The sequence below is a fragment of the Streptomyces sp. KL116D genome (assembly GCF_030766975.1).
GTDB classification, from domain to species: domain Bacteria; phylum Actinomycetota; class Actinomycetes; order Streptomycetales; family Streptomycetaceae; genus Streptomyces; species Streptomyces longispororuber_A.
Map to the genome: position 1 here is coordinate 17,950 of NZ_JASERH010000147.1, position 23,920 is coordinate 41,869.

At 66.8% G+C, this 23,920-nt stretch carries 22 protein-coding genes and 1 pseudogene; 18 read left to right on the forward strand and 5 right to left on the reverse strand.

Annotated elements, in window-relative coordinates:
• Window positions 1-507: 507 nt before the first annotated feature.
• The 4 genes and pseudogenes from RBJ77_RS57850 to RBJ77_RS57865 form a co-directional block, all read left to right on the forward strand.
• Window positions 508-600, forward strand: a pseudogene (locus RBJ77_RS57850) (3-deoxy-manno-octulosonate cytidylyltransferase); the annotation flags it as partial.
• Window positions 575-1,141 carry a cytidylyltransferase domain-containing protein gene (locus tag RBJ77_RS57855; RefSeq protein ID WP_372352298.1) on the forward strand — a complete coding sequence of 189 codons (567 nt, stop codon included), beginning with the start codon at window positions 575-577 and terminating at the stop codon, window positions 1,139-1,141. The pseudogene RBJ77_RS57850 and the gene RBJ77_RS57855, both read left to right, overlap by 26 nt.
• A gap of 1,062 nt (window positions 1,142-2,203) precedes the next feature.
• A complete protein-coding gene (locus tag RBJ77_RS57860; protein ID WP_372352299.1) occupies window positions 2,204-3,439 on the forward strand; it encodes an MAB_1171c family putative transporter in 1,236 nt (411 codons plus the stop codon).
• Window positions 3,440-3,718: 279 nt separating this feature from the next.
• Window positions 3,719-4,345, forward strand: a complete 627-nt coding sequence (locus RBJ77_RS57865; protein WP_372352300.1) for an HAD-IA family hydrolase — start codon at window positions 3,719-3,721, stop codon at window positions 4,343-4,345.
• 197 nt (window positions 4,346-4,542) lie between these two features.
• On the opposite strand, the gene RBJ77_RS57870 is transcribed toward RBJ77_RS57865, so the two are convergent.
• Window positions 4,543-5,418: a helix-turn-helix domain-containing protein gene (locus RBJ77_RS57870; protein ID WP_372352301.1), complete on the reverse strand. Its 876-nt coding sequence runs from the start codon at window positions 5,416-5,418 to the stop codon at window positions 4,543-4,545.
• Window positions 5,419-5,968: 550 nt separating this feature from the next.
• Between RBJ77_RS57870 and RBJ77_RS57875 the strand changes: the two genes are divergently transcribed.
• The 10 genes from RBJ77_RS57875 to RBJ77_RS57920 all read left to right on the forward strand — a co-directional run bounded on the left by RBJ77_RS57875 (window position 5,969) and on the right by RBJ77_RS57920 (window position 13,755).
• Entirely contained in the window at window positions 5,969-6,295 is a 327-nt protein-coding gene (locus tag RBJ77_RS57875) for a transcriptional regulator (RefSeq protein WP_372352302.1), read from the forward strand.
• A gap of 1 nt (window position 6,296) precedes the next feature.
• A complete protein-coding gene (locus RBJ77_RS57880; RefSeq protein ID WP_372352303.1) occupies window positions 6,297-7,316 on the forward strand; it encodes a hypothetical protein in 1,020 nt (339 codons plus the stop codon).
• Window positions 7,316-8,020, forward strand: coding sequence for an ATP-binding protein (locus RBJ77_RS57885; RefSeq protein WP_372352304.1), 705 nt, complete (start codon window positions 7,316-7,318; stop codon window positions 8,018-8,020). Before RBJ77_RS57880 ends, RBJ77_RS57885 begins: the two co-directional genes overlap by 1 nt.
• A 117-nt stretch (window positions 8,021-8,137) precedes the next feature.
• A complete protein-coding gene (locus tag RBJ77_RS57890) occupies window positions 8,138-8,704 on the forward strand; it encodes a WhiB family transcriptional regulator (protein WP_372352305.1) in 567 nt (188 codons plus the stop codon).
• Window positions 8,701-9,768 carry a DUF2637 domain-containing protein gene (locus RBJ77_RS57895; protein ID WP_372352306.1) on the forward strand — a complete coding sequence of 356 codons (1,068 nt, stop codon included), beginning with the start codon at window positions 8,701-8,703 and terminating at the stop codon, window positions 9,766-9,768. Before RBJ77_RS57890 ends, RBJ77_RS57895 begins: the two co-directional genes overlap by 4 nt.
• Window positions 9,769-9,869: 101 nt before the next feature.
• The gene (locus RBJ77_RS57900) at window positions 9,870-10,094 is read left to right on the forward strand and encodes a hypothetical protein (protein WP_226964601.1); all 225 of its coding nucleotides are present in this window, start codon (window positions 9,870-9,872) and stop codon (window positions 10,092-10,094) included.
• Entirely contained in the window at window positions 10,091-10,756 is a 666-nt protein-coding gene (gene mobC, locus RBJ77_RS57905; RefSeq protein ID WP_372352307.1) for a plasmid mobilization relaxosome protein MobC, read from the forward strand. The genes RBJ77_RS57900 and mobC overlap by 4 nt, the downstream gene beginning before the upstream one ends.
• Complete coding sequence (locus tag RBJ77_RS57910) at window positions 10,756-12,528, forward strand: relaxase/mobilization nuclease domain-containing protein (RefSeq protein WP_372352308.1); 1,773 nt, start codon at window positions 10,756-10,758, stop codon at window positions 12,526-12,528. Before mobC ends, RBJ77_RS57910 begins: the two co-directional genes overlap by 1 nt.
• A 106-nt stretch (window positions 12,529-12,634) precedes the next feature.
• Window positions 12,635-13,039, forward strand: a complete 405-nt coding sequence (locus tag RBJ77_RS57915; protein WP_372352309.1) for a hypothetical protein — start codon at window positions 12,635-12,637, stop codon at window positions 13,037-13,039.
• 512 nt (window positions 13,040-13,551) lie between these two features.
• Window positions 13,552-13,755 carry a hypothetical protein gene (locus RBJ77_RS57920; RefSeq protein WP_372352310.1) on the forward strand — a complete coding sequence of 68 codons (204 nt, stop codon included), beginning with the start codon at window positions 13,552-13,554 and terminating at the stop codon, window positions 13,753-13,755.
• 30 nt (window positions 13,756-13,785) lie between these two features.
• Here the strand turns inward: RBJ77_RS57920 and RBJ77_RS57925 are convergent, their stop codons facing one another.
• From RBJ77_RS57925 to RBJ77_RS57935, 3 genes are all read right to left on the reverse strand, one after another.
• On the reverse strand, window positions 13,786-15,267 hold the full coding sequence (locus tag RBJ77_RS57925) for a sugar porter family MFS transporter (RefSeq protein WP_372352311.1): 1,482 nt from the start codon (window positions 15,265-15,267) through the stop codon (window positions 13,786-13,788).
• A 31-nt stretch (window positions 15,268-15,298) separates the two neighbouring features.
• Window positions 15,299-16,228 carry an intradiol ring-cleavage dioxygenase gene (locus RBJ77_RS57930; protein WP_372352312.1) on the reverse strand — a complete coding sequence of 310 codons (930 nt, stop codon included), beginning with the start codon at window positions 16,226-16,228 and terminating at the stop codon, window positions 15,299-15,301.
• A gap of 66 nt (window positions 16,229-16,294) precedes the next feature.
• Window positions 16,295-17,380: a maleylacetate reductase gene (locus RBJ77_RS57935; protein WP_372352313.1), complete on the reverse strand. Its 1,086-nt coding sequence runs from the start codon at window positions 17,378-17,380 to the stop codon at window positions 16,295-16,297.
• A 332-nt stretch (window positions 17,381-17,712) separates the two neighbouring features.
• Here RBJ77_RS57935 and RBJ77_RS57940 point away from each other — a divergent pair, with 332 nt between their 5' ends.
• Genes RBJ77_RS57940 through iolG form a run of 4 tightly spaced genes read left to right on the forward strand, consistent with a single transcriptional unit; the run spans window position 17,713 to window position 22,577 of the window.
• Window positions 17,713-19,329 (forward strand): IclR family transcriptional regulator, encoded by a 1,617-nt coding sequence (locus RBJ77_RS57940; protein WP_372352314.1) that lies wholly within the window; start codon window positions 17,713-17,715, stop codon window positions 19,327-19,329.
• A gap of 58 nt (window positions 19,330-19,387) precedes the next feature.
• Window positions 19,388-20,629 carry a Gfo/Idh/MocA family protein gene (locus RBJ77_RS57945; RefSeq protein WP_372352315.1) on the forward strand — a complete coding sequence of 414 codons (1,242 nt, stop codon included), beginning with the start codon at window positions 19,388-19,390 and terminating at the stop codon, window positions 20,627-20,629.
• Window positions 20,626-21,522 (forward strand): sugar phosphate isomerase/epimerase family protein, encoded by an 897-nt coding sequence (locus RBJ77_RS57950; protein ID WP_372352316.1) that lies wholly within the window; start codon window positions 20,626-20,628, stop codon window positions 21,520-21,522. The genes RBJ77_RS57945 and RBJ77_RS57950 overlap by 4 nt, the downstream gene beginning before the upstream one ends.
• Before the next feature lie 53 nt (window positions 21,523-21,575).
• A complete protein-coding gene (gene iolG, locus RBJ77_RS57955) occupies window positions 21,576-22,577 on the forward strand; it encodes an inositol 2-dehydrogenase (RefSeq protein ID WP_372352317.1) in 1,002 nt (333 codons plus the stop codon).
• 310 nt (window positions 22,578-22,887) lie between these two features.
• Here iolG and RBJ77_RS57960 read toward each other — a convergent pair whose 3' ends face one another.
• On the reverse strand, window positions 22,888-23,664 hold the full coding sequence (locus tag RBJ77_RS57960; protein WP_372352318.1) for an IclR family transcriptional regulator: 777 nt from the start codon (window positions 23,662-23,664) through the stop codon (window positions 22,888-22,890).
• Window positions 23,665-23,920: the final 256 nt, after the last annotated feature.

Sequence of the window (23,920 nt, forward strand, 5' to 3'; positions counted from 1 at the left end):
GAACACAAGGTGTCCGGGAAACTTCTGGCTCTGGCGGGCACAACGAACAGGCCGACCAGCACCTCCGTGATGCAGCCCTGCGCGGACTGCACGAGGAGGCCGGCATTCCGCCCAGCGCCGTCGTTCCCCTCGCCGGGTACGAGCACATCCTCGACATCGACGTGCACACGATCGGCGCGAACCCGACGAAGAACGAGCCGAACACCACCGCGTGGACTTCCGTTGGGCCTTCTACCTCGGTGCTGAACACGCGGTGACGCTCCAGGAGGAGAAGTCGACGGGTATCAGTGGCGGCCGTTCGCAAACACCGTGTCACCCACAGTCCGCGCCAAGCTCGCCCAACTCGCCTGAAGCCCCCACTCCTAGCGACCACCAGGAGGAGGCCGTGTCCGCCACCACAGCCCAACCGACCGGCGCCAAACCGAGTCGGCATCATCGCCGTCATACTGCCGCTGGGGTGCTTCGCGTTTCCCTGGCAAACCTCTGGCCCTTCTCGGCGACAAGCCGCTGCTCTGGCACGTTCACCAGCGTTGCCTGGAGGCCAGACGCCTTGACGGAGCCATCGTCGCGACGGATGACGAACGCATCGAAGCGGCATGCCAACAACTGGGCATCGACTGCATCCGCACCGGGGAGCACCTCACCGGCACCGACCGCACGTCGCGGAGTCGCCGAGCGCCTGCCGGCCGAGGCGTACATCAACGTCCAGGGCGACGAGCCGTTCATCTCGGCGACCGCCATCGGCGACGACGTCTCCGAGGCTCTGGAGTACACACTGCCGGGCACCTTTGCCGTGAACGCCTGCACCGAGCTGGTCGACGTCGGCGCAGTCCTGGACCACAACGTCGTCAAGGTCGTCGTCACGGCCCGCAGTGAGGCTCTGATGTTCTCGCGCCAGCCCATTCCCTACCCAAAGGGCGACCGCCCGAGAGTACCTGCGCCAGCTGGGCACTCTACGGCTTCACTGGCCGGGCTCTCCAACGCTTCCGCCAGCTCCAGCAGGGGCCTTGGAGCGTGCCGAGGGAGTGGAGATGCTGCGCTTCGTAGAACACGGCCACGCCGTACAGATGGTCCCTGTTCTGGACAGCGGCGTGGCGGTAGACACCCCGGAGGATCTGGCGCGAGCCGGGCACCTACTTGATCAGCGCAACCGGGCGGCTCACGCCGAAGCAGTGGCGTCGACTCAACCGTGAATGCTGGCGGCGCCGTTCAGAATCCCTGGCTTCAACTGTACGAATAGGGCGAAGGGTTAGCAGGGACGGGCCTACGGTTTCAGTGGGCAGTGACGTGAAGCGAAAAGGTTCACGATGCTTATCGGGGCGCTGACGTTTGTGATCTTGAATAGTATTGGTGATCAATCGCGCTTCGTGAGCCTTCGCAACATGCCCATTGCTCTTGATCGCCTAGTTTCCGCCCGGCAGGCTGGGTGCTAGACAGCACGTGCCGGTCGACCACCGTGCGCATCGAGCAAGCTCCAGGCTGCTGGCGCCTCACGTACGCGTTTGAGTATGGGGCAGGTAGTGAGCATGAACGGAGCGACTATGCGTTGGCGTAGGGACCCTTCACGGCGCGCCCTCGTGAGGGAATGCGAGAAGAAGCTCGCTGATCTCCTATACCAACCCCCTTCAGCGTTGAGATGCTGGTGCGCAATATGGAAGGCGCGTTGGGTCGCCAAATTCAGTTGGTCCCCCTTGATGATCCCTACGGGGGCTCGGGTACAGCGATGTGGCCTGCACGGTAAAAACCCCAGAAGTCACCATCATTCTGTATCGACGTCGCTCAAGTCGCAATCAGACGGAGCACATAATTCTTCACGAGATCGCGCATGAATGGATGGATCACGGCACCTCTCTCACGTCTGCCGAGATCGGGCGATATGTTCCTGAACGTATCCGTGCGGAAGTTCTTGGGCGTTTCCCTTCGGTCATAATTCAAGCACGTGTGGATTTCGACAGCCTTGAGGAAAAGCAGGCCGAGCTTTCTGCATCTTTGATCAAGCGAGCTGGCCCGTCGCCAGTCGGCTACAGGGGACGACGTAATCAGCCTCTTGGAGTATTCGCTGGCTCACCCGGTCGCTCCACCGCGGCGTCGTCGCTAGCCGCACGCAGCGTAAGATCTCGCAATGACCCCTAGTAATGAGTCTGCACTCTGCGGAGCCCGCGAGCGGCGACAAGTGCGGCACCTATAGGTAACGACTGATCCCGTGTTCGACTTCTTCAAATACTTCACTGCAGCGGTCATGACGCTGATCTCCATCTGGCGATTTCCGGCCGTGAGATATGGCGATGCGCATCGCAGGGCGCTCTGGGGTGGCTATGCGGGATTTGCCATTGCCCTGTGCCTCTATACACCGGCAGCGATGGATGCGGTGGACCGCATCCCTGTGATCGACCTGAGTGCCCTGCTCCGACACTTCGCCAGCACGGCGGCGATCATGGCGGCCCTGACCTACGTCGCCACCAGCTACGGAAGGACCTCCGAGGCGGTCGTGCCAAGGCACGTACAGGTCTCGCGCTGGATCGCCCGCGAGTCATACAGGGCCGGGGCGATTGGTGTGGTTTTGCTGGCCATCCTATTTTTCACCGTGGTGCAACGCGACAGGCCGAGTGAAGATTTCCTCATCGACCACGCCGGGCAGTGGGGTGTCGCAGTCTACATGACCGTATTCTACTTCTTCCCTCTAGTTACCACGGCAGTTTGCGGATATCAGTGGACGAAGGCGGCGCGTCAGTCCGAAAATACGAGCATGCGCATCGGTCTGGGCCTGATGGGTTTCTCGATGTGGATGGGTCTGATCCATACCCTAGCTCGAATTGCAATTCTCTGGGCTGCCGTAATATTTCCTCTCAGGGAATCCACGGTTCAGTTCCTGGTCGATGCCACCGCGATCTGGATGAACATTCTGTTCATCATTGTCGCCGTGGGGGCAAGTATCCCGACAACCCGCGCGGCCGCCGCGCGCTGGAGGGCTTTTCGAACGCTCCACCGGATTTATCCGCTCTGGTTCGATCTGGTTGAAGCATTTCCCGGAACGAGTCTCTACCCGCCCGGCCGACGCATCACAGAATTCTTGCAAGTGCGCGTACCCATCGACGTCCGCCTGGACCGATGGACGCAGGATATTTCTGACGCCTGCGAGAAGCTGCGCTACTACGTTCCGTCCGACCTAATGTTTGCTGCAGAAGACATGGCATCCGCGCATCCTGATCCCGAACCCGCAGCGGAGGCATACTGGATCAGGTCCGGTCTCCTGGCGGCCAGTGCCGAGTCTGTCAGTCCATCTTCAGCCACCCTCCTGAGAGATAAGCCGTTTGTCGACACCGACAGTGAATCTGCTTGGTATGTGCGAGTCACCGCTGTCTACTCGCACGTAACCACGGCTCAGGCGCGGGCTGTTCTCGCTGATTCCGAGAATCTAAAAGCAGATTCCCGACGCTAGCGCAGGCGAATACTCCAAGCAGTTACCAACTCGATGTTCGCGGCGTGCGCGCCTTGTCACTCAAAGGTGACTTCCTGGCCGTTGGCGTGAGATTTGGCACCAACGGCTACGTGGTATCTACTGGTATCGTGGGCGAGACGGGCTAGAGAGGTTTACTCCGTCCCGTAAGCGCACTTCCTGGTCTGCGATACGCAGCTTCTGCAACCGCCATGTGTGCCGAATCCGTGACGCTGTCCTGCCTGGTAGGCGTCCGAAATCTCAGCAATGGAGTTCTCCCGCATGTCCAACCGCACCGGCCTCATCCTTGATTTCGGAGGCGTGCTCACCACCCCCCTGCTGCCCGCCGTGTTGGCGTTCGAGCAGCGTGAGGGGCTGCCGCAGGGCGCCTGCCTCACGGCCCTGTACAAGGACCCGGAAGGCGTCCGGATCACCAGCGATCTGGAGCGCGGTGTCGTGTCCCAGAGCGAGTGGAACGAGTTCGCCGGCAGGATGCTGAATGTGCCGGCTGAGGGCTTGATGGGTAGGATCTTCGGCGACCTCCGTCCGGAGCCCGTGCTGATCGACGCTGCAGCAGCCGCACGGCGGGCCGGTATCAAGGTGGGCATCCTGTCCAACTCGGTGGGCCTGGCTCCCTGGGACCTGTACGACGGCTACGAGCTGGAGAAGCTGTACGACGTCGTCGTGATCAGCGAGCACCACCTGATGCGCAAGCCTGACCCTCAGCTCTTCGAGACCACGCTCAAGCTCATGGGGCTGCCGGCCGGGGAATGCGTCTTCGTCGACGACACCGAGGCGTACGTTCAGGCCGCGGAACAGCTTGGTCTCGCTGGAGTCCACAACCAGGACCCGAGGCAGACGGTCACCACCCTGTCCGAGCTTCTCGGTGTTGACCTGACCGCGTCCTAGATCGGCATCGATCTCTGCCTGCCCGAAGGGACTATGGCTCGACCTCCGCGGAGGTCGAGCCATAGTCCCTTCGGCTTTCGGCCCAAGTCTTGTGGCTACACGGCGGGAACCGATTGGGCAGCGGCCGGCCGAGGGTGAACAGACACGCTTGCGGAGCAGTGGCCGCAGCGCTCCCCGACGTCAAGCTTCTGGCGGGGTTACTCCGCGTCCTGAACCCCGGGCAGCTTGTGTCTCAGTTCGCCGACGAGCCTGTTGATGCCAGCCATCATCTCCACGGAGAGGCCCTCGCTGGTGCCGCGTGCGGCCAAGCCGAGGACCTGTCCTTGGTGAATAGAGCCGATGAAACGAATCGCCTCCAGGAACTCCCGGACCAGGGGGTTCAGTTCCGCGTCATCCCCGAACAGCCAGGCCGGAACCTGGAAGGCGTGGGCGAGGCCAGCGCGCACTTCATCGGACGCCTCGGTGACCGCGCCCTCCCGCAGGTCGGTGATGTCTCCAGCGGTGACGGCTGCTGCTGGTGCGTACTCGTTGACGAGCCGTGCGATGTCCGCGTCGGAGAGCGTCTCCTGGCCAGCGGAGCCGTACCGCAGGAGGAAGTTGATCTTTTCTCCGATCGTGCGGGGTGCGGCCTCCTGTTCGTCATCCAGGGACGTGGGGCGAACTCCGAACGAGTGGTCCTGGGCTAGGAGCAACTCGTCTTCGGTCACGCCGTACGCCGCCGCCAGTGGTTGTACGTAGCTGTCGTTCAGCCTGCGTCGCCCGGACTCGGCATTGCTCACCGGAACCCGGCTCGCCCCGATGGTCTCGGCAGCCTCTGCCACGCTGAGACCGGCGTCGCACCGCAGAAGCTGAAGGTCCGGTGGTCCCTCGTGCGGGAACAGATCGTTGAGCGGCTCATCGAGCGCTGCTGCGATCGCAGGTAGCTTCTCGCCCTTGGGAAAGTCTTTCCCTGATTCCCATCGTGCGACGGTGGCGCCGCTTACGCCCACCACGTCGCCCAGCTCCCTCTGGTGCATGTCCCGGCGTCGGCGGGCAGCGCGCACAAGGCTGCCGTCGAACTGACGTGGGGGCACGTGTACTCCTGCTGCGAGGTGACGATGGGGTCGGTGTCGGATCAACTGTAAGCCAGGTTGATGCATTTCCGAAACTGACGTACGTTTCCGTATCGCACCTGGTGGTCAGGTCCAACTCTACGGTGCCAACCCCAGGGGACCTGTGTGCCTATTCCTCTGGCATGACCGCTCGCGCAACAGGCGTAGGAGCGGCATCCAGTCGAAGTGGATCGCTGTCGACATCGCCTGGGTGGATCCTGTCGACCCCGGTGAGCCGACCGCAAATGATCTTCCGGGCGACGGGATGGACTTGTCCGAGGCATCTACATATGTTCGTCGTCCCCCGCCTGGTAGGGCCGGGGGAGGGCCCAATGGTCACACGAGAGGAGACGGGACGGATGGCGGCACGTGACCCGTGACAGGGCCTGCAAATTGAAACCGGCGCTGGGGAGCTACCAACTCCCAAGCGCCGGGCCGGCACCCCGAGGGGCGCCAATTACGCATCACGCGGGCGGCAGGGCTTCTTGCACGAGACCGCCGCGCCGCGCTCCTACGAACAACGGAGTATCGCATGCTCGCCATGTCGAGCGGAACCCCGGCCTGCCCGGACGACGGCCGTCCTCAGCGCCTCGCCGACCAGCTCGCTGACATGATCCCCGGGGCGGCCACGATCCGGGTCGGCCTCACCCACCCGACACAGCCGTGGCCTCATCTCCACGCTGTCGTCAAGGACCAGGCAGGGAGGACCCTGGAGCTGGGTCGCCCCACCGCCAGGGTCGCGGCAGCATGGATCCGGCGAGTCTGGCCGGAGGTGGACTGGATGCGCCCGCACACCTTCTGCCTTGCCGACGCCACCCTAACCCGCAGTGACCTGGTCGCCGCCGAGCGGGGACGCTGACATGGCCCGGATCCGAACCGTCAAGCCGGAGGCGTTCACCTCCGAGTCGCTCGCCGAAGTGACCGTGGCGGCCGAGCGGACCTTCATCGGCCTGCTCACCCAGGCCGACGACCATGGTCGCCATCGGGATAACGCCGCGATCATCGCGGGGCTGCTCTGGCCTCTGCGCGCCGAGCACACCTCGGTCCACGTCGAAGACGATCTCCACCAGCTCGCGAATGCCGGACTGATCTGCCGATACACCGGATGCGACGGGCGCCTCTACCTCCACATCGTTACCTGGTCCGAGCATCAGAAGATCGACAAGCCGAGCCAGTCACGCCTGCCCTCGTGCCCGCGGCACCAAGCTGCCGACCGGTGCGCACCCTGCAAGGGCTCCTGCACCAGGAGGGCGGAGGGCTCGCCCACCACTCCCCGAGGACTCGCCGAGACCTCGGGGAGGGCGCCCCGAGCCCTCGATCTGTCTGCCTCACCCGCCTCGACGGTGCCGGAACAGGCAGACGGGCCAGCCGTAGACCGACAGGAGGCCGCCGACGGAGACGTCAGCGCACCCGGACGGACTGGAGCTAAAAGTGCAGGTCAGAGGGTTATCCCCGATGGCTCCCCGCCCCTTCCCCGAAGCCTCCCCGAAGGCTCGGCGCCTGGATCTAGGATCTTGGATCCTGGATCTCTTGTCCCTACGGGGCGCACAGCGCCCGCAGCCGGCATCTCCGCCAAGGACCTCGTCGGCGAGTACGTGGCCGGGTGCGACCAGCGCCCCCCGAGCGACGTGATCGGGCACCTCGGACGGATCATCAAGAAGCTCCTGGACGAGGGCATCGCTCCGGTGCACATCCGAGCCGGGCTGGCGACTTTCACCGCCAACCCCAAGCACCCGAGCGTGCTGACCAGCATGGTCAACGAGGCGATGAACGCTCGCCCCGGCGGTTTGGCGCGGCCGGGAATCCGGCCTAACGTGCCCGCCCACCAGGCGTGGACCAATCCGGCCGACGCGTCTGCCGCCTACGCCGAGGAGCTGTGATGCGCACCCGGCACCGCGAGCCGAAGCTCCTTGGCCACGAAGGCACCCTGGAGCGCATGGCTCGGATCCTGGCCGCCCGCAACATCGATCCGGCGGCCGCGGAGTTGTCCGACGACCCTGAGCCGTTCTCTCCGCTCGATGTCCTCCTCGCCGGGATGCCCCCGCGCTATCAGGCGGCTGTTGCCGACCACCCCACGGTCCTGGAGTGGGTCCGGAAGGTCACCGACGCGGCCGTCGCCCCCAGCCGAGGAGCCCGGCGGCAGGTCACTGTCGGGCCCAGCCTGCTGATGGCCGGGGTCGTTGGCGCGGGCAAGACGCACCAGGCGTACGGGGCAGTCCGAGCGCTGGTCAACAGCGGGGTCGGTGTGCGCTGGCGTGCGACCACCGCTGCCGACCTGTACGCCGATCTCCGACCCCGTGCCGGGGTCGACAGCGAGCGGGAACTGGCGGCGGTCAGCCGCTGCCCGCTGCTGATCATCGACGACCTCGGCGCGGCCAAGGCGAGCGAGTGGGTCGAGGAGATCACGTACCGGCTGATCAACCGACGGTACAACTACGAACTCCCCACGCTGATCACGACCAACCTGGCGATCAAGGACCTGCGCTCGTACCTCGGGGATCGCGTCGTCAGCAGGCTCGCGCAGATGACCACCCGAGTCGAGTTCGAGGCCGTGGACCGCAGACGCCACAGCGCCGCCGCCTGACCCTCCACAGGTCACCCCGCCGGACCGCGCCCTCGCAGCGCCGTCCCCCGGGCACCTACCGCCAGCGCACCTCTCCGCCGACGTCCCTGCGCGCGGAGAGCGATCGGAGCACCCCGCATGACCAGCACGATGAACGGCCCCGCCCACCACCGTCGGCTCGGCGACCAGACCTGGCAGGCCGACGCCGTCTGCCAGAGCACTGAGTACAACCCGGTGGACCCCGACGTCTTCTTCCCCGAACCCGACGAGACCACCAAGATCGCTACGGCCAAGGCGCTGTGCGACCAGTGCCCGGTCCGCCGCACCTGCCTGGACGCCGCTCTCGAAGGGGGTGACACCGACGGGATCCGTGGCGGCCTGACGGAAGAGGAGCGCGGGCCGCTGCACGACAAGCTCGCCAGCCGCCTCGACTACAGCCGCGTCAACGCCACCATCGCCGGGCGCGACGTGCACCTCACCCATGCGGAGCGCCGCGCGGTCGAGTACGCGGCCTACCGCCACGGGGTGAGCGAGCAGCGCCTGGCCTGGCTTCTGAAGGTCACCGAGGAGCACGCCAAAAAGCGATACCGCGAGATCCGCCGGGCCGAACGTAACCGAACCCTGAACCAGCCCACTACGAACACCCCACCCTCCGAGACCAGCGGCGAGCGCCTGATCCGCGACGACTTCGGGACGGCGGCATGAACACCGCAAGCGGTCCGAGGCCGGCGAACATATCCGGGTGGGACCGCGCGGCCGTCGTGGCCCTCGGGGGCGCGGGATGCGCGCTGTCGTACGACGCCCTGCAGCAGATGGCCGTCGCCATCCACATCCGAGGCTTCCTCACCTACCTGTTCCCCCTGGTGATCGATGGGTTTATCGCGTACGGCATCCGGGCCCTCCTGGTCCTGCGCAACGCACCCCTGCGCGCCCGGCTCTACGTCTGGGCGCTCTTCGGCACGGCCACTGCCGCCAGCATCTGGGCCAACGCACTCCACGCGGTCCGCATCAACCAGGACACGGTCGCCGGCACCGGCCTCCGGCTCGGCGACGCGGTGGTCGCGGTGCTCTCCACCATCGCCCCGCTCGCACTGGCCGGAGCGGTCCACCTCTACATCCTCATTGCCCGGGGCCCGGTCACGGACGCTGACCGGCAGAACCTCGGTGAGCCCGGTCACCTCGGTCAGACCGATCGGGGCGAGGCCATTGAGGTCACCCGGACCGACCGGGCCGGTCAGCAGCGGTCAGCGGTCGGTCAGGTCGAGCCCGGTCAGTCGGTCACTGCTCTGACCGACCGGTTGCCGCTGTCCCCGACCGACGAGGACACCGCCACCCCGTCAGTGACCGGGGACTCGACCCCGGCGGCCAACGGTCAGTCGGTCACCGACCACCACAACGGGAGGCACGGTGCCCCTGACCTGCCGGGACAGGTGGACAAGGGGCGGATGGTCGCTGACCGCCCCGACGGTGCGGTCCCGGTCGGTGATGGCCAGGGCAGCCCGGCGGCGGTGAGTGCCCCGCCGGTCACCTCGCCGCTGGTCACTGACCGGGCTGCTCAGCCGACTGGTGACCGGCGTCCTGACCCGGACACCGAGGAGCTGCTGAAGATCGCCCGGTCGGCGGTCAGGGCCGAGGACAAACTGACCCGCAAGGTGGTCGCCCAGGCGATCCGAGGTCAGCAGATTCCGCTGTCCAGCGACACCCTGACCGTGCTGATGGCCCAGCTGCGCGAGCAGCACCGACCGCCGGTCACTTCCTCCCGGCCCTGACCGAATCTCCACGGAGTGGGTGACCGAGTCGGTCACCCCGGCCGGTCACCCGCTCCGCAGTCTCCGAGACATCCCGCCACAGCAGAAGCGGAGAGCACCTGATGCGCACTCACCCGGCCACGCCCGCCGAAGTCGACTCCTGGCTGACCGTCCTGCACCAGCACGGACACCTCCACCGCGCCCAGTCCGGCCCCGACACCACCTGGATCGTGCAACGCGAGCAGCACGACCGGCCCTGGACCCTGCACCACCCCGTCCTGGCCATGGACTGGATAGAGGAACTCGTCCGTGAACTCCAGCAGCAGGACCCGGAGACCAGCCGTTGAACACCAACGACCCGGTGGCCACCTCCGCTGGACAGCAGCGTGACCCCACGACGGCTCCGGGCGGAGCAAGCTATCGCGTACGACGGTCCTACGGCCCGTCGTACGCACTTGCCCCCGCCCAGGAGGGCGGGGGAGGCCCGGCTGGTCCCCGAGCGAGGGCGCTCGGGGACCAGCCGGGCAACCGGCACCAGGGGGCGCCGGTCACCGGGGGAGAAGCAGATGACCCTGCCGACCCCGAGCGGCCGAGCCCGAGCACGCCCGCCTTCCCCGACCGCACGCCGCGCCGCCGCAGCCGTAACCCGAGTGAGCGCGCCCGCAAGACGACCACCCGCCTCTCCGAAACCGAGAGGACCGAGATCACCGACGCAGCCACCCAGCGCGGCGTCACCGTCGCCCGCTTCCTCGCCACCGCCGGCCTGAGCGCCGCCCGCGGACACGCCGCCGTGCACAGCAACGACCAGCTCGACGCCGCCATCGACGAACTCGCCGCACTGCGCACCGCGCTGGCCCGGATCGGCAACAACATCAACCAGATCGCCTTCGTCCTCAACAGCGGTGGCCACCCGCGCGCCGGTGAACTTGAACACGCGCTGGGCGCGTTGACCGGACTTCTCGCCCGAGTCGATGACGCGGCGAACGATTTGGTGACTCGGCGGCTGTGATGGTTCCCGACATCGGGCGCGGCTCTCGCACTCACGGCCTGCTCGTCTACCTGTATGGCCCCGGGCGGCGCGAGGAGCACACCGATGCGCACCTCGTGGGCTCCTGGGACGGCTTCGCCCCCGACCCCGGCCGCGACACCGGCCTCGACCCCGACCCGAAGGTCACCCTCGTCCGGCTTACCGCCGCCCTTGACCTGCGGGTCAAGCAGGCCGGCGACCGCGCGCCCGCCAAGCACGTCTGGCACTGCTCGGTCCGCACCGCACCCGGGGACCGGCGGCTGGACGACGAGGAGTGGAACGCCGTCGCCCAGCGCATCGTCCACGCCACCGGCATCGCCCCGGACGGAGATCCCGACGGCTGCCGGTGGATCGCCGTCCGCCACGCGGAGGACCACATCCACATCGTTGCCACCCTCGTACGCGGCGACCTGCGCAACCCGCGCCTGAACTACGACTTCAACAAGGCCCAGGCCGAATGCCGCCGCATCGAGAGGGAGATGGGCCTGCGGCGCCTCAACGCCGGCGACGGAACCGCAGCGAAGAATCCCAGCAGCGCTGAGAAGTTCAAGGCCGAGCGCACCGGCCGCCCGGAGACCTCGCGCGAGACGCTCCGGGAGGCCGTTCGCCGAGCCGTGGCGGGAGCGGATTCGGAGGAGGAGTTCTTCACGCGGCTCCGAGAGGCGGGGGTGCGGGTGAAGCTGCGGCACGCTCCGTCCGGTGACGCGCTCGGCTACAACGTGGCCCTGCCCGGCGACCGCAACCGCGACGGAGACCCGGTCTGGTACCCCGGCTCCAAACTGGCCCCTGACCTCTCGCTTCCGAAGATCCGCCTACGCCTTATCGACGGGGCCGCCGAGCCCGGTGCGCCCGCGGTCGCCGCTGACCGGACGAACTGGTCACCGCCCGCCCGTCAACGACGCAACGCAGTCGTCATCGCCGAGCGCTCGGCCACGCTCCTGGAACGCGACGAGGACGGCGAGGCCGCCGCCCAGCTGGTCGGCGTCGGAGAACTCCTCGACGCGGTGGCCCAGACCTCTCCGGCCACCACCCGCGCCGAGCTGGTCGCCGCGGCTCGTGCCTTCGAGCGGGCGACCCGCAGTCATGTCCGCGCCGAACGCGCAGACACTCGGGCTCTCCGTTCAGCCGCTCGGGGCATTGTTCAGGCCGGCGGCGCACTCGGTCGAGGCGAGGACGGCGGTACCACCGCCATGCTCGTCTCCACCCTCGTCCTGGTGACGCTTGCCGCCGCCCGCTGGCACTCCGCGCGCGGACACGCCCAGCAGGCCCACGCCTCCCGACAAGCCGCTGCGCACCTGCGCACCGCCTACCAGCAGGCCGCCGCCACCCCCATGCGCGTGCTGCACGACCAAGGCCGTGCCCTTCCAGAACCCCAGCGCCGCACGCACGAAGCCACCCTTCGCGCCCTCCTGCCGGTGGAGGTCGTCCGCACAGGAGGCGTGGCGAACAGTGCCGACGCCTTGGTCGCCACCCTCGCCCAGGCTGAGCAGGCGGGCCACGACTCCGAAGCCCTCTTGCGTCAGGCCATCGGCATGCGCGAACTCGACAGCGCCGATGACGTGAGCGACGTCCTGGTCTGGCGCCTGCGGCGCATCGCCCACCTCCCGGCGCACCCGGGTGAGGTTCCCGGCCGCCCGCAGGCCGCCACCCGCCGTGCCAACCCGTCGAACAGTCGCGCCGGTGCACGGAAAGCGACGGCAACCGCACCGCTCGAGACCATGCAAGCCCCCAACCGCCGCCCACCACGTCGCTGACCAGGTCGAACCGGCAGCCGGTCATCGACCGAGCGGACACCGCGAAATGTATGGACAGTCGTTTCCACCGGCTGTTACGGATGAAGACAGGACCGATGACCGGGAGATGACGCTCGTGCTCAGAACCACCACCCGCCCCACGGAGCCAGCACCCGCGCCGCCCGGCCTCCCCACCGGTACCGACCCCCTGCTGCAGCTCCAGCCTGAGACGCAGCCTGCCGACGGACCCGGGGCGATTCGCTGCGTCGGCCACTCACGCGAACTCGCCCTCGGAGGCATCCCCGTGATGTGCTCCGCCTGCCGTGCCCGACGCGACTGGCTGCTCATCAACCACGGGCGCAACGTCTGGGTCCGCTGCCGGTGCGGCAACCAGTCGCTCGAGCCCGAGATCAGCCGCGCCGACTTCGACGCCCTGGTCGGCGGCCCACACGGGACGACCTACCCGAGTGTCGACGCAGGTCTGGTCGCGCTCGGCTTTGACGGCGCTTTCGCCGGCACCTATTTGGAGTAGGTGAGCAACGGCCAATCGTCGAGGGATACCCCCGAGGTACCGGGGGCGTCTCTCGGCGCTCTTGTCCAGTTAGTCGGGCGCTTCACCGCGAAGCTCCTCACCCACGCCAACGGTTCGGGTGGATCGGCGCATTGAGCGACTGTGTCGGGGATCTTGAGGTTCCTCGGCGGGGCCGCGTGATCGCCGGGCACGCTCGGAGTGTTCCGCCCAGCACTGATTCCGTCGAGGTGCCGATGCCCGTACGTCCCTGTTCCGGAGCGCAGATTCCCCCGATGACCGCGCGGGGCGCGGGCGAGCAACCCGCAGGGTACGAGGGCGATGTGGGTACGCGATCGACTGGACGTACTGCGGCGCGATGAAGACTTCGTGGCCTGGTATCTCCGCGATAGACGAGCAGCGGCTCTCGCCCGCACAGCTGGCCACCGTCTGCGTGCTGCAGTTTCCTGTTCTCTGTCCCACCGGCAGGCCGCCGAAGCGGTGCGCTGCCGCCTCGACTTCAGTATGCCTTGGGGTTGGAGCTGGATGATCCGGGCTTTCACTGCAGCGTGCTGGGCGACTTTCGTAACCGTCCGGCCAAGGACGACCGCGTCGACCAACTCCTCGGCCTTGCCCTGGCACGGCTCACCGCGGCCGGGCTGGTCAAGCAGGGTGGACGCCAGCGCACCGACTCCACCCATGTCCTGGCCGCTGCCCTTGACCTGGCCCAGTGCGCCTGAGTTCCCAGCCCCGCCACCCGGTCTCCCGCCTCACTCGGCCGGCGGCGACGCCCACGCTCTACTCGGCGCGGCCTGAACGGGGGTCGTGAACCGGGCGCGGAAATCCTCTTCGAACCGCTCCAGGGTCTTGCCCCGGGTCTCGGGAACCGAGGTGGTGATGAAGATCCATGCGAGGACGCCGAGCGCGGCGAAGACGAAGAAGGTAGGCGCGATTCCCAGCGAGGCGACCAACGGCGGGAAGCCGAACGCGACCGCGGCGTTCGTGAGCCACAGGACGAAGACGCAGACCCCCATCGCGAAGCTGCGGATCTTGAGGGGGAAGATCTCGGCGAGGATGAGCCATCCCAGGGGCCCGAGGGTGGCCTGCATCGAGAACACGAAGCAGACCACGAAGACCATGATCATGTACGGCTTGAAGGCCGCGCTGTCCGGGATGAGCAGGGCCGAGAGACCGGTGAGCAGATGGAAAGTGACGATCAGCGTGTAGCCGCCGAGCAGCATGGTGCGCCGGTCGACGCGATTGATCAGCATGATGCCGATGGAGATGCCCAAGACGCTGGCGAGGCCGTTGAAGGTGTTGGCGAGGATCGCGCCGTTGGCAGAGAACCCGGAGTCCTCGAGGAGCTGGGTGCCGTAGTACATGATCGCGTTGATGCCGGTGACCTGTTGGCAGATTCCCACGCCGATCCCGACCAGGATGAGGCGTCGGATCCACGGCACTGCGAGGTCGGCCCAGCCGCCGGTCCTGGATGCGTTGTCCTCGTCGGAGAGTTGGTGAACTTCCGCCAGCTCGGCCTCGGCGCGTTCCGGGCTTCGCACTTGCTTCAGAACGGCCAGGGCCGCCTCGTCGTGGCCCTGGGAGCTGAGCCATCGGGGACTCTCCGGCATGCGTAGCATTCCGAAGAACAGTGCGAAGGCAGGCAGGACCGAGACGATGAGCATGAATCGCCAGATGGTGTCGTGCTCGCCCCAGATATTAAAGATGATCGCGTTGATGACGAACGCCGCGAACTGGCCTGAGACGATCATGACTTCGTTGCGGGTGACCAGTGAGCCACGCTTCTCGTAGGGAGACACCTCGGCGAGATAGACGGGGACGGCGACGGAGGAGCCGCCGACTGCCAGACCGAGGATGAACCGGAAGAGCGTGAGGACCTCCCAGTTCGGGGACGCGAAGCAGCCGAAGGACCCGAAGGCGAACACCGCGGAGAGGATCAAGATGGTGCGCCGGCGTCCGAACCGGTCGCAGAGGCGACCGCCGATGGCGGCACCGAAGGCCGCGCCAAACACGAGCATGCTGACCACGAGACCCTCGCGAAACGCGGTGAGTCCCAGGTCGTGTTCCATCGGTTTCACCGCGCCGTTGACGACGCCGGTGTCGTAACCGAAGAGCAGGCCACCGAACGTCGCGACAACGGCTATCAGGCCGAGTCGCTTCGAGTGCGGCCCCGGTCTGTCCGGTGGGAGGGTCGGCTGTGCTGTTGCTGCTGTGGACTGTGCACCGCGGCTCATGGGTGTGTCCTCTCAGGGTGGCGTCAGCGGTTTATGCGGGCGCAAGAACGATGTCGAAGCGGGCGCGTGCCCAAGTGCGGTCGTCGAGTTCACGTCCGTCCGGGGTCGCGGTGCCGGCCGGTTGCTGCACGAAGTCCTTGATCAGGGAGTCCTTGACGCCGAATACGGTGTCGGATTCGAGGAGCTCGTCGCCGCGTACGAAGATGTGCGTCACCAATGTCCGCAGCTGTGGGGCGGACACCATGAAGTGCAGGTGGGAGGCGCGCATCGGGGAACGCCCGGTGGCCTCCAGCATCCTGCCCACTGGCCCGTCGTGCGGGATCGGGTACGGCGTCGGGGTGAGGCCCCAGAAGCGGAACTCTCCCTGCTCGTCGCTGAAGAGGTGGGCCCGGCCGGAGACACGGTTATCGGTGTACTGGACGTCGTAGAAGCCGTCCTCGTCGGCTTCCCACACTTCGATGCGGGCGTTTGGAACGGGCTTGCCCTCAGTGTCCCGTACGGTGCCCTCGACCCAGCAGGGCTGGCCGGCCGCGCCGCCGGAGAGGTCCCCGCCCTGCTCGATACGGGGTGCGTCGTCGACGAAGAATGGGCCGAACACGGTCGCCTCCGTGGCATCCCCGCAGGCCTCGTTGTTGACGTTGATGGTCTGCATGGACGCGCCCAGGACATCGGAGAGCAGAATGAACTCCTGGCGCCGGTCATCGGTGATGTGGCCGACCTCGGTAAGGAACTCGATCGCTTTGTTCCACTCTCCTTCCGTCAGGCGCACCTCACGGACGAATGCGTGCAGGTGGCGGACGAGCGCCTGCATGACCTGCTTGAGCCGTGGGTCCTGACATCCGTCGAAGGACTGCAGGACGGTCTCGATGAGCCGCTCCTCGACAGCCTGTTGAGCTTTGGAGACGTCATGTTGGCCGGGTGCGGCAACGGGGGAGTTGTCAACGGTGTTGCGATCAGGCATGGCGTTCCTCGGTTGCGTGAGCGGATACGTGTGCCGGTGTCGTGGCTGCAGAGCGGTGGTGTGTCGTCAGGCCTTGTCGCCGGGTTCTGTGCTGGGCCGCTCTCCGGCCCAGGCCGCACGAAGGAGGCCGGCGACGGCGTTGTGCGTAATAGGGCGGGGGTTTCCGTATGAGCGGCTGGTGACCTCGTCGGCAATCCGATCAATGTCGCTCTCCTGCATTCCCAGCTCGGCGAGGGTGCGTGGTGCCCCCAGCTCACCTGCCAGGTGCCAGAGCCGGTCCGCGGGGCCGCCTTCGCCCGGCAACACCCGCGTGAGTGCAGTTGTCGCATCAGGCGTGGCCGGTTGGTTGAAGGCGAGGGCGTGCGGGAGCACCACCGTGTGGGTCTGCGCGTGCGGAAGGTTCAGAGTGCCGCCCAGGGCATGGCACAGCTTGTGGTGCAGGGACATGGTCGTCGCTCCCAGGCATGCGCCGCACAGCCATGAGCCGTACAGTGCCCCGGCACGGGCGGCGGCGTCCGATCCGTCGGCCACGATGCCGGGCAGCGCTGAGGCCAGGGCACGGACGCCTTCCTGCGCCATCAGGGAGATGATGGGTGTCGCGTCCGGCGCGTACAGTGCTTCGACCGCGTGCGCGATGGCGTTGAAACCGCTGGTCACCGACATCGAAACCGGTAGCGACAGGGTCAGGTCGGGGTCGTAGACGACGCTGCGGGGCAGCACCCGGGCGTCGCGCCCCGTTTCCTTGCGGCCGTCGGTGGTCAGGCCCCAGACCGGGGTCATCTCCGAGCCGGAGTAGGTGGTGGGGACGGCCACGATCGGCAGGCCATGCTTGAGCGCGATGGCCTTCCCGAGGCCGATCGCCGAGCCGCCACCCACCGTGACGCATCCGTCGGCTCCGACCCTTGCGGCTTCGGTGCTCGCGTTCTCGGCCACCTCGCTTGGTACGTGCATGACGGCATCCGCCAGCACTCCCACACACCGGCCGCCCAGGGCGTTCGCCACCAGCTCCGCGGTGTCCTCCTGGCCGGGCGAGCACAGGACCAGGACGCGCGCCAGACCGATCTGGTCCAGTTCCTCGGGCAGCGCCGACAGTGACTTCGCCCCGAATCGGACGCGCATCGGCAGGGCTTCATGGACGAAAGAGTGGATCATCGGCGTCGTCTCCTTGGTGGAGACTTCCTCCTCGGGGCGTGGTGCTTCGGCAGGCAACCTGGCTGTCGCCGCGGTCGATGTGTATTCGCGCCGGCTCGGGGGCCTCGACAAATTTCGCAGTCCTTGGAGGGCCACCAGCGCGATCAAGTGCCATACAGTGGACGAGATGTTCGCACAGTAGGGTGACGTCGCGCCAGAGGTAGTGCACGTTAAGTTCGGACAGCATGACCACTCAGTGAGAAGTCAATCCATCGCGGCATCGGTGGCTGCACAGGTCAATGGGCAGGTGCGGCTCTGGGGGCCCGTTCGTACTCGCAGGGATGAGGCAGGCAGTGAGTGCCATCCAGTTGTTGAAGAAGGCCGGCCAGATCGTGGACGAACTGGCACGGCTCGGACCGTCGACACCGGCGGAATTGGCCAAAGCGGTCTCTGAACCCCGTCCGAGTGTCTATCGGATCGCCGCGGCCCTGGAGCAGACGCAACTGGTCCGCCCGGCTGGTGACGGGCGTCTTGAGTTGGGAACCGGGGTGCTGAGGCTGGGCGAGGCTGTGGTCGACGCGTACGTTGACCGCGTTGAACTGCGCAAGCAACTGCGCTGGGCGCAGGGGCAGTTGGGTATGAGCGTGTCCTTCCGTGTCCTGCAGGGGGGCGGGGCATTGTGCTTGGATCAGGTGGACGGGTCTGACGTGGACATGCTGGTGCTGGCGCCCGGCAGGACCTTGCCCCTCCATGCCGGTGCGGCCTCCCAGGCGTTGCTCGCCTTCTTGCCTGCCAAGGTCCGTGACCAGGTCCTCGTGCAAGAGCCGTTCGAGCCCCTCACGCCGCAGACTCCGGTGAAGGCGGACGATCTCCAGCTCAGGCTTGAGCGCACGGTCGCCCGCGGGTGGAGCATCGAGGACGGCGAGGCGATCGAGGGGGTCGCCTCGATCGGTGCCCCTGTGCGGGACCGGAGTGGAGACGTCGTCGGGGCTGTCTGTGTGGCCGGACTCAGGGAGCGGGTCCTCGCACAGGAAGGTGCGGCCAGTGAGACGGTCCTCGCGGCAGCGCGGGCGATCGAGGCATCCATCGCCGGGCGGTCCCGCCCGGACAAGGGCGTTGGTGATTCTGTCCCGGGGGTGCCTGTCGGGGACGAGCCTGCGGGATCGCGTTCCCCGGCAGTGATAGCCAAGGCCGGGGCCCTTATGGAGGTGCTGGCCGACGAGCACGTCGCGACCTCGACCCGCCTCACGGAGCGGCTCGAGGAGCCGGTCAGCTCTGTCTACCGCATGCTCGGCACGCTGGCCGAAGCGGGATGGGTGGAACAGATAGGGCCTCGTGGTGCCTACCGAGTGGGCGGCAAGATGCTGCGGCTCTCTGGTGAGATGGCGCGTCGCCTGGATGTTCGCAGGGCTGCCGTGCCGGTCCTGGAGGAGATCCATAAGGCGACGGGGGAGACGACCTTTCTCACGATTCGCCGCGGTACCCGAGCCGTCTGCATCGAGCGGGTCGACGGGGTGCGCGTCAACAGCAGGGTTCTGCAGTTGGGGCAGTCACTGCCGCTCCATGTGGGGGCGGCCCCTCGTGCGTTGCTGGCCTTTGAGGAGCGCACGGCCTGGGAGGAGTACGCCGCGATCGCCACCAATAGCGGAGATCCGTGGCGTGACCTTCAGTCGCGACCCGAGCTCTACGCCGATCTGGAGAGGATCCGCGTGCAGGGGCACGTTGTCAGCGACAACAACGTGACCCCTGGAATTGCCGCGATTGGCGCCCCGATCTTCGATCATCGTGGTGAGGTCGCGGCCTCGTTGTCTGTGAGTGGCCTGCGTGACGGCATCTTGGCCACACCGGGCGATGGGCTGTCCGTCACGGACCTGGTGCGCAATGGGGCGGCGGAGCTCTCTCGGTACCTCGGTGCCCCGACTGTGCTTCCGGCGGGGCGCGATGACGCGTCGTCAATCGACATCGAGTAGTGATCCAGCCCACAAGGAGCAACTCCTTGTGGACGCCCTGTCCAGTGTGTGAAAGTAATTGCCGTCGCTGCGCGAGTGCCCCGGGCAGCGCGATCCGGGAGTCGGCAGCATGCATCGACGGCAGCGCATCCCGACGACAACGACTCGTGATCTCACAACAGTTCGCCCGCTCGCTCTGAGCGGGCCGACGGCTCGGAACGACAGGAGAGCAACCTTGGAACCGATCATCGTGGGACTCCTGGGCATCACCCACCCGCACGCGTCGGCGCGAGTGCGCGCCCTGCGTGAGATCGAGGGCGTCGAGGTGGTCGCGGCCGCCGACGACGATCCCCGACTCACGTACTTCACCGAGAAGTACGGGCTTGAGGCCCGCACCATCGATGGCGTGCTCCAGGACGAACGCATCAACGCCATCATGGTCCACTCCAAGAGCCGCGACATGGTCCCGCACGCTCTCCGAGCCCTGGACGCCGGCAAGTCCGTGGTCGTCGAGAAGCCGGGAGGTGGCACGGCCGAGGACCTACTGCGCCTGCGCCAGGCGGAGGCCGAAGCCAAGCCCGGCCAGGTCGTGCAGGTCGGCTACAACGTACGTCTGGCCCAGTCGGTGAGCCGTGCCAAGGAACTGATCGAGCAGGGCCTGATCGGGGAGGTAGTCACGGTCTCCGCCCGCGGCGCCGCGCTGGTCGGCGAGCATGAGACGCAACACCTCAACCAGCCCGCCGACATGGGCGGCGTGCTGTGGATTCTCGGCTGCCACATGCTCGACTCCCTGGTGCGCATGTTCGGTGCTCCCGAGTCGGTCAACGCCCGTGTGCACAAGTCGCCCAAGCTCTCCGGCGATGCGAGCCGCGAGGACTCTGCCGCGGTACTTCTCAACTACCCCGACAAGTCGATGACGTTCAGTTTCGACGGGCACGACCACCTGGAGTGGTTCGAGAGCTCCCGCATCAGTGTCTACGGCACGGGCGGCATGATCGAGCTCGGCATCCTCCCGCAGAAGCTCCGCGTCTACGTCGACGAGGACCGCGGGGGATACCCGGCCGGGTGGACGGAGTGGACGCAGAGCCACTTCACCCCGCCTTTCGCCCGTACCGAGGCGAACAAGTTCTCTGAGCTTCCTGAGCTGGAGAACATCAGCAACTTCCACCCCGAGATGCGCGGCTGGGTCGAAAGCATCCGCACGGGTGCCCCCGTTGTCGCGCCCGTGTCTGACGCACTGACGGTGGCCCGTATCGTCGACGCCTGCTACCGCTCCGAGAAGGAGCGCGGCGCCTCGGTCGATGTGGAGGCCGGAGCATGAGCGCGAACAGCGAGAACGCCGTGACCCCTGCGATACCCGATCTGATCGCCACTTGCTGGACCAGCGCGGGCGCCGTCGCGCCGATGCAGGACGACGAGCGGAGCCCGGTCCCCCTGGCTGAGCGCATTGAGGCCGTCGCGAGAATCGGTTGGGCCGGCGTCGGCCTGGTCCACGCCGACCTGGTCGAGGCACGGGACACCATCGGCTACACCGAGCTGTCCAAGATGATCCGTGAGGCCGGCATCGGCATCGTCGAGGTCGAGTTCCTCGACAACTGGTGGACCACGGGAGCCGAGCGTGCAGCTGCGGACGCCGTCCGTGCCGATCTCTTCGAAGCCGCAACGGCACTCGGCGCCCACCACATCAAGGTCGGCGCGGGTCTCACAGAGAGCCCGCTGCCGCTCGCTCACCTGGCGGACGCGTACCGCGACTTGGCAGATGAGGCCGCCGCATCCGACATCCGCCTCGCACTCGAAGCCACGCCCTTTTCTCACCTGCGGACCACGCAGGAAGCAGTCGAGGTCGTCACCAAGTCGGACAGCCCCTCGGCGGGTCTGCTGATCGACATCTGGCACACCTACAAGGGGCGCCTCTCGAACGACGAGGTGTGGAACGTAGTTCCCATGGAACGTGTCACCGCGGTCGAGATCAACGACGGAACCGCGGAGATCCGGGACACGGTCGCCGGAATCGTCGACGACTCCAGCAATCGCCGCAAGTACTGCGGCGAAGGCGCCTTCGACACCGCGGCCTTCGTCCAGCGCACGCTCGACGCAGGATACCGGGGCGCCTGGGGCGTCGAGATCATCTCGGCCGAGCACCGGGGCAAGCCGTTCGCGGAGGGCCTGCAGCGTGCCTACGACACAGCCGTGAGCTGCTTCCCGAGCAGCTGAGCCCTCTCGGCTCGAATCCTCGCACCGTCACGCCAACAAAGTAAGGAACCACCATGTCTGAACGCCGCCTGCGCCTGGCGCTGTTCGGTTCCGGTCGCATCGGTCAGGTGCACGCCCGGAGCGTCGCCGCCCATCCGAGTATCGACCTCGTCGTGGTCGCCGACCCCTTTATCGAAGGTGCCCAGCGGCTGGCCGCCGAGACCGGCTCCAAGGCCGTAGCGGACCCCGATGAGGTGTTCGCCGAGGCGGATCTCGACGGTGTCATCATCGCCTCGCCCACCAGCACACATGTCGACCTGATCACCCGGTCGAGGGCGCACGGTCTCGCCGTTCTGTGTGAGAAGCCCATCGATCTCGACATCGACACTGTCCTGGAGTGCCAGGACAAGCTCGGTGACAGCACCGCACCGATCATGCTCGGCTTCAACCGGCGTTTCGACCCGAACTTCGCCGCGGTGCGCGCCCGCGTCGCCGCTGGAGAGATCGGAAGGCTCGAGCAGCTGACGATCATCAGCCGCGACCCTGCTCCCGCACCGGAGGACTACATCGCCGGATCCGGCGGCATCTTCCGCGACATGACGATCCATGACCTGGACATGGCGAGGTTCTTCGTCCCTGACATCGTCGAGGTCACTGCGGTCGGCAGCAACGTCTTCAGCGACGACATCAAGAAGTACGACGACTACGACTCCACCGTCGTCACCTTGCGTGGTCGTGACGGCGAGATCATCACCATCACGAACTCCCGCCACTGCGCCTACGGGTACGACCAGCGCCTCGAGGCGTTCGGCTCCGCAGGAATGCTCGCGGCCGGCAATGTCACCGAGACCACCGTGCGCAAGTTCGGCAGTGAAGGGACCGAGGGCGCGGGCCCGTGCCTTCCCTTCTTCCTCGAGCGCTACGCGGACGCTTACCGCGCCGAACTCGACGCTTTCGCGCACGCCATTCGCAGTGGCGAACCCTGCTCTCCCAGCTTCGAGGATGGTGTCACCGCGCTCGTCCTGGCGAACGCCGCGGAGGAGTCCGCCCGTGCTGGCAAGTCGGTCACTCTGTGATCTGGGGAGGAGGACGAGGAGACGTTCGAGCTCCGAGGCCGACGCGGTTCTGAGGGACTTATATGGGGGCATACTGTCGGAGATCGTTGACGATATTCCACTCGATCCGGTCCAACAGCATTGAGGGCGAACACATCGTTGAACCGGGCCGCGTAGTCCTCCAGCGGCCCCGGTGCGGGCGGACACGGACGTGGGGCGTCATCTCCTGCCTCCAGCAGGCCAGTTGAGCTCCTGCCTCCGGCGTACGGTGGGCCCGTCAGACCGTCAACCCTCTCTGTCGCCGGGTTTAACGAACCACCGGTAGAGTGCCTCAGCCGTGTTGCTCGTCCCGTAGGCGCTCTGAAATGGTCGCGGCTGCCTGCTTGACGACGAGCACGGCGTGGTCGAACTCGACGTCCCGCCGTTCGTTCTCGTCCCAGGCGACACCCACGCTGCCCAGGGACGTCTTCTGGTCTGTGAGGATCGGTGCCGCGACGCTGTAGACGCCGGGGTTGAACTCGCCGACAGTCAGGAGGTGGCCGTCCTTTTTGATCGCCCCCAACGTCGAGCGGAATTCGCTCCACGTGCTGCCGAGTCCGGCGTTCTCGATTTCCGTGCTCTGGCGGGCGTAGACGGCTTTGAGGCGGTGGTGGGGGAAGTGGGCCAGGATGACCTTCGATACCGATCCTTGAAACAGGGGGCGGCGTTGGCCTCGGCTGAATCGGTTCTCTGGGCTGAGGGGGGCGCGGTACTCACCGACGCACAGGACCGAATCGCGGAACGCGGTGCAGAGAAGCGCCGAGTGTCCGATCTTGTCCACCAGGTCCTCAAGAACGCCACGGCTGGCCAGGAGCAGGGGGTCCGTCTGTCGGATCTGCAGGTCCATCTCGATGATCCGCGGGCCGAGGGTGTACTGACCGTTGCGCACTGCGTCGAGCAGCCCCGCCTCGTGCAAGGTCTTGATGTAGCGATATCCCGTCGACCGGGAGGTCTCCAAAGCCTCGAGGATGGCGGCTGTGGACCATACGGGCTCTGCTTCGCTGAACAGCTCCAGGATGTGGAGCATCTTGGCCAGGCTCGCGCTGCCCTGGGGGGTAGGCACTGTCATGACGAGACAATATCCCGCTATGTGGGATATTGCCAATGATGGTGGCGAGGTCAATAGCGCGACCACGCGAGAGCGGGGCGGCCCCAATGGGGTGCCCATTCGGTTCTCACCCTGCGATTTCCGGCGAAATCCTTTTTCGGTGAGGGCGCTTCGTCGGTCGGCACCGGTGAATGGCGACGATAGTGCCCCGCCGAGCCCGAATCCAGCGGTGGGAGCCTGCAGTGGTTGCCGAAACTCAGGGCCTGAGCGGCGCGAG

Excerpts from the sequence above, each read along its gene's own strand:
- RBJ77_RS57930 (WP_372352312.1), bottom strand. The coding sequence starts at position 16,228 with ATGCCTGATCGCAACACCGTTGACAACTCCCCCGTTGCCGCACCCGGC.
- RBJ77_RS57895 (WP_372352306.1), top strand. The coding sequence starts at position 8,701 with ATGAACACCGCAAGCGGTCCGAGGCCGGCGAACATATCCGGGTGGGAC.
- RBJ77_RS57960 (WP_372352318.1), bottom strand. The coding sequence starts at position 23,664 with ATGACAGTGCCTACCCCCCAGGGCAGCGCGAGCCTGGCCAAGATGCTC.
- RBJ77_RS57935 (WP_372352313.1), bottom strand. The coding sequence starts at position 17,380 with ATGATCCACTCTTTCGTCCATGAAGCCCTGCCGATGCGCGTCCGATTC.
- RBJ77_RS57855 (WP_372352298.1), top strand. The coding sequence starts at position 575 with ATGACGAACGCATCGAAGCGGCATGCCAACAACTGGGCATCGACTGCA.
- RBJ77_RS57915 (WP_372352309.1), top strand. The coding sequence starts at position 12,635 with ATGACGCTCGTGCTCAGAACCACCACCCGCCCCACGGAGCCAGCACCC.
- RBJ77_RS57950 (WP_372352316.1), top strand. The coding sequence starts at position 20,626 with ATGAGCGCGAACAGCGAGAACGCCGTGACCCCTGCGATACCCGATCTG.
- RBJ77_RS57875 (WP_372352302.1), top strand. The coding sequence starts at position 5,969 with ATGCTCGCCATGTCGAGCGGAACCCCGGCCTGCCCGGACGACGGCCGT.
- RBJ77_RS57880 (WP_372352303.1), top strand. The coding sequence starts at position 6,297 with ATGGCCCGGATCCGAACCGTCAAGCCGGAGGCGTTCACCTCCGAGTCG.
- RBJ77_RS57890 (WP_372352305.1), top strand. The coding sequence starts at position 8,138 with ATGACCAGCACGATGAACGGCCCCGCCCACCACCGTCGGCTCGGCGAC.
- RBJ77_RS57900 (WP_226964601.1), top strand. The coding sequence starts at position 9,870 with ATGCGCACTCACCCGGCCACGCCCGCCGAAGTCGACTCCTGGCTGACC.
- RBJ77_RS57885 (WP_372352304.1), top strand. The coding sequence starts at position 7,316 with ATGCGCACCCGGCACCGCGAGCCGAAGCTCCTTGGCCACGAAGGCACC.
- RBJ77_RS57925 (WP_372352311.1), bottom strand. The coding sequence starts at position 15,267 with ATGAGCCGCGGTGCACAGTCCACAGCAGCAACAGCACAGCCGACCCTC.
- RBJ77_RS57910 (WP_372352308.1), top strand. The coding sequence starts at position 10,756 with ATGGTTCCCGACATCGGGCGCGGCTCTCGCACTCACGGCCTGCTCGTC.
- iolG (WP_372352317.1), top strand. The coding sequence starts at position 21,576 with ATGTCTGAACGCCGCCTGCGCCTGGCGCTGTTCGGTTCCGGTCGCATC.
- RBJ77_RS57865 (WP_372352300.1), top strand. The coding sequence starts at position 3,719 with ATGTCCAACCGCACCGGCCTCATCCTTGATTTCGGAGGCGTGCTCACC.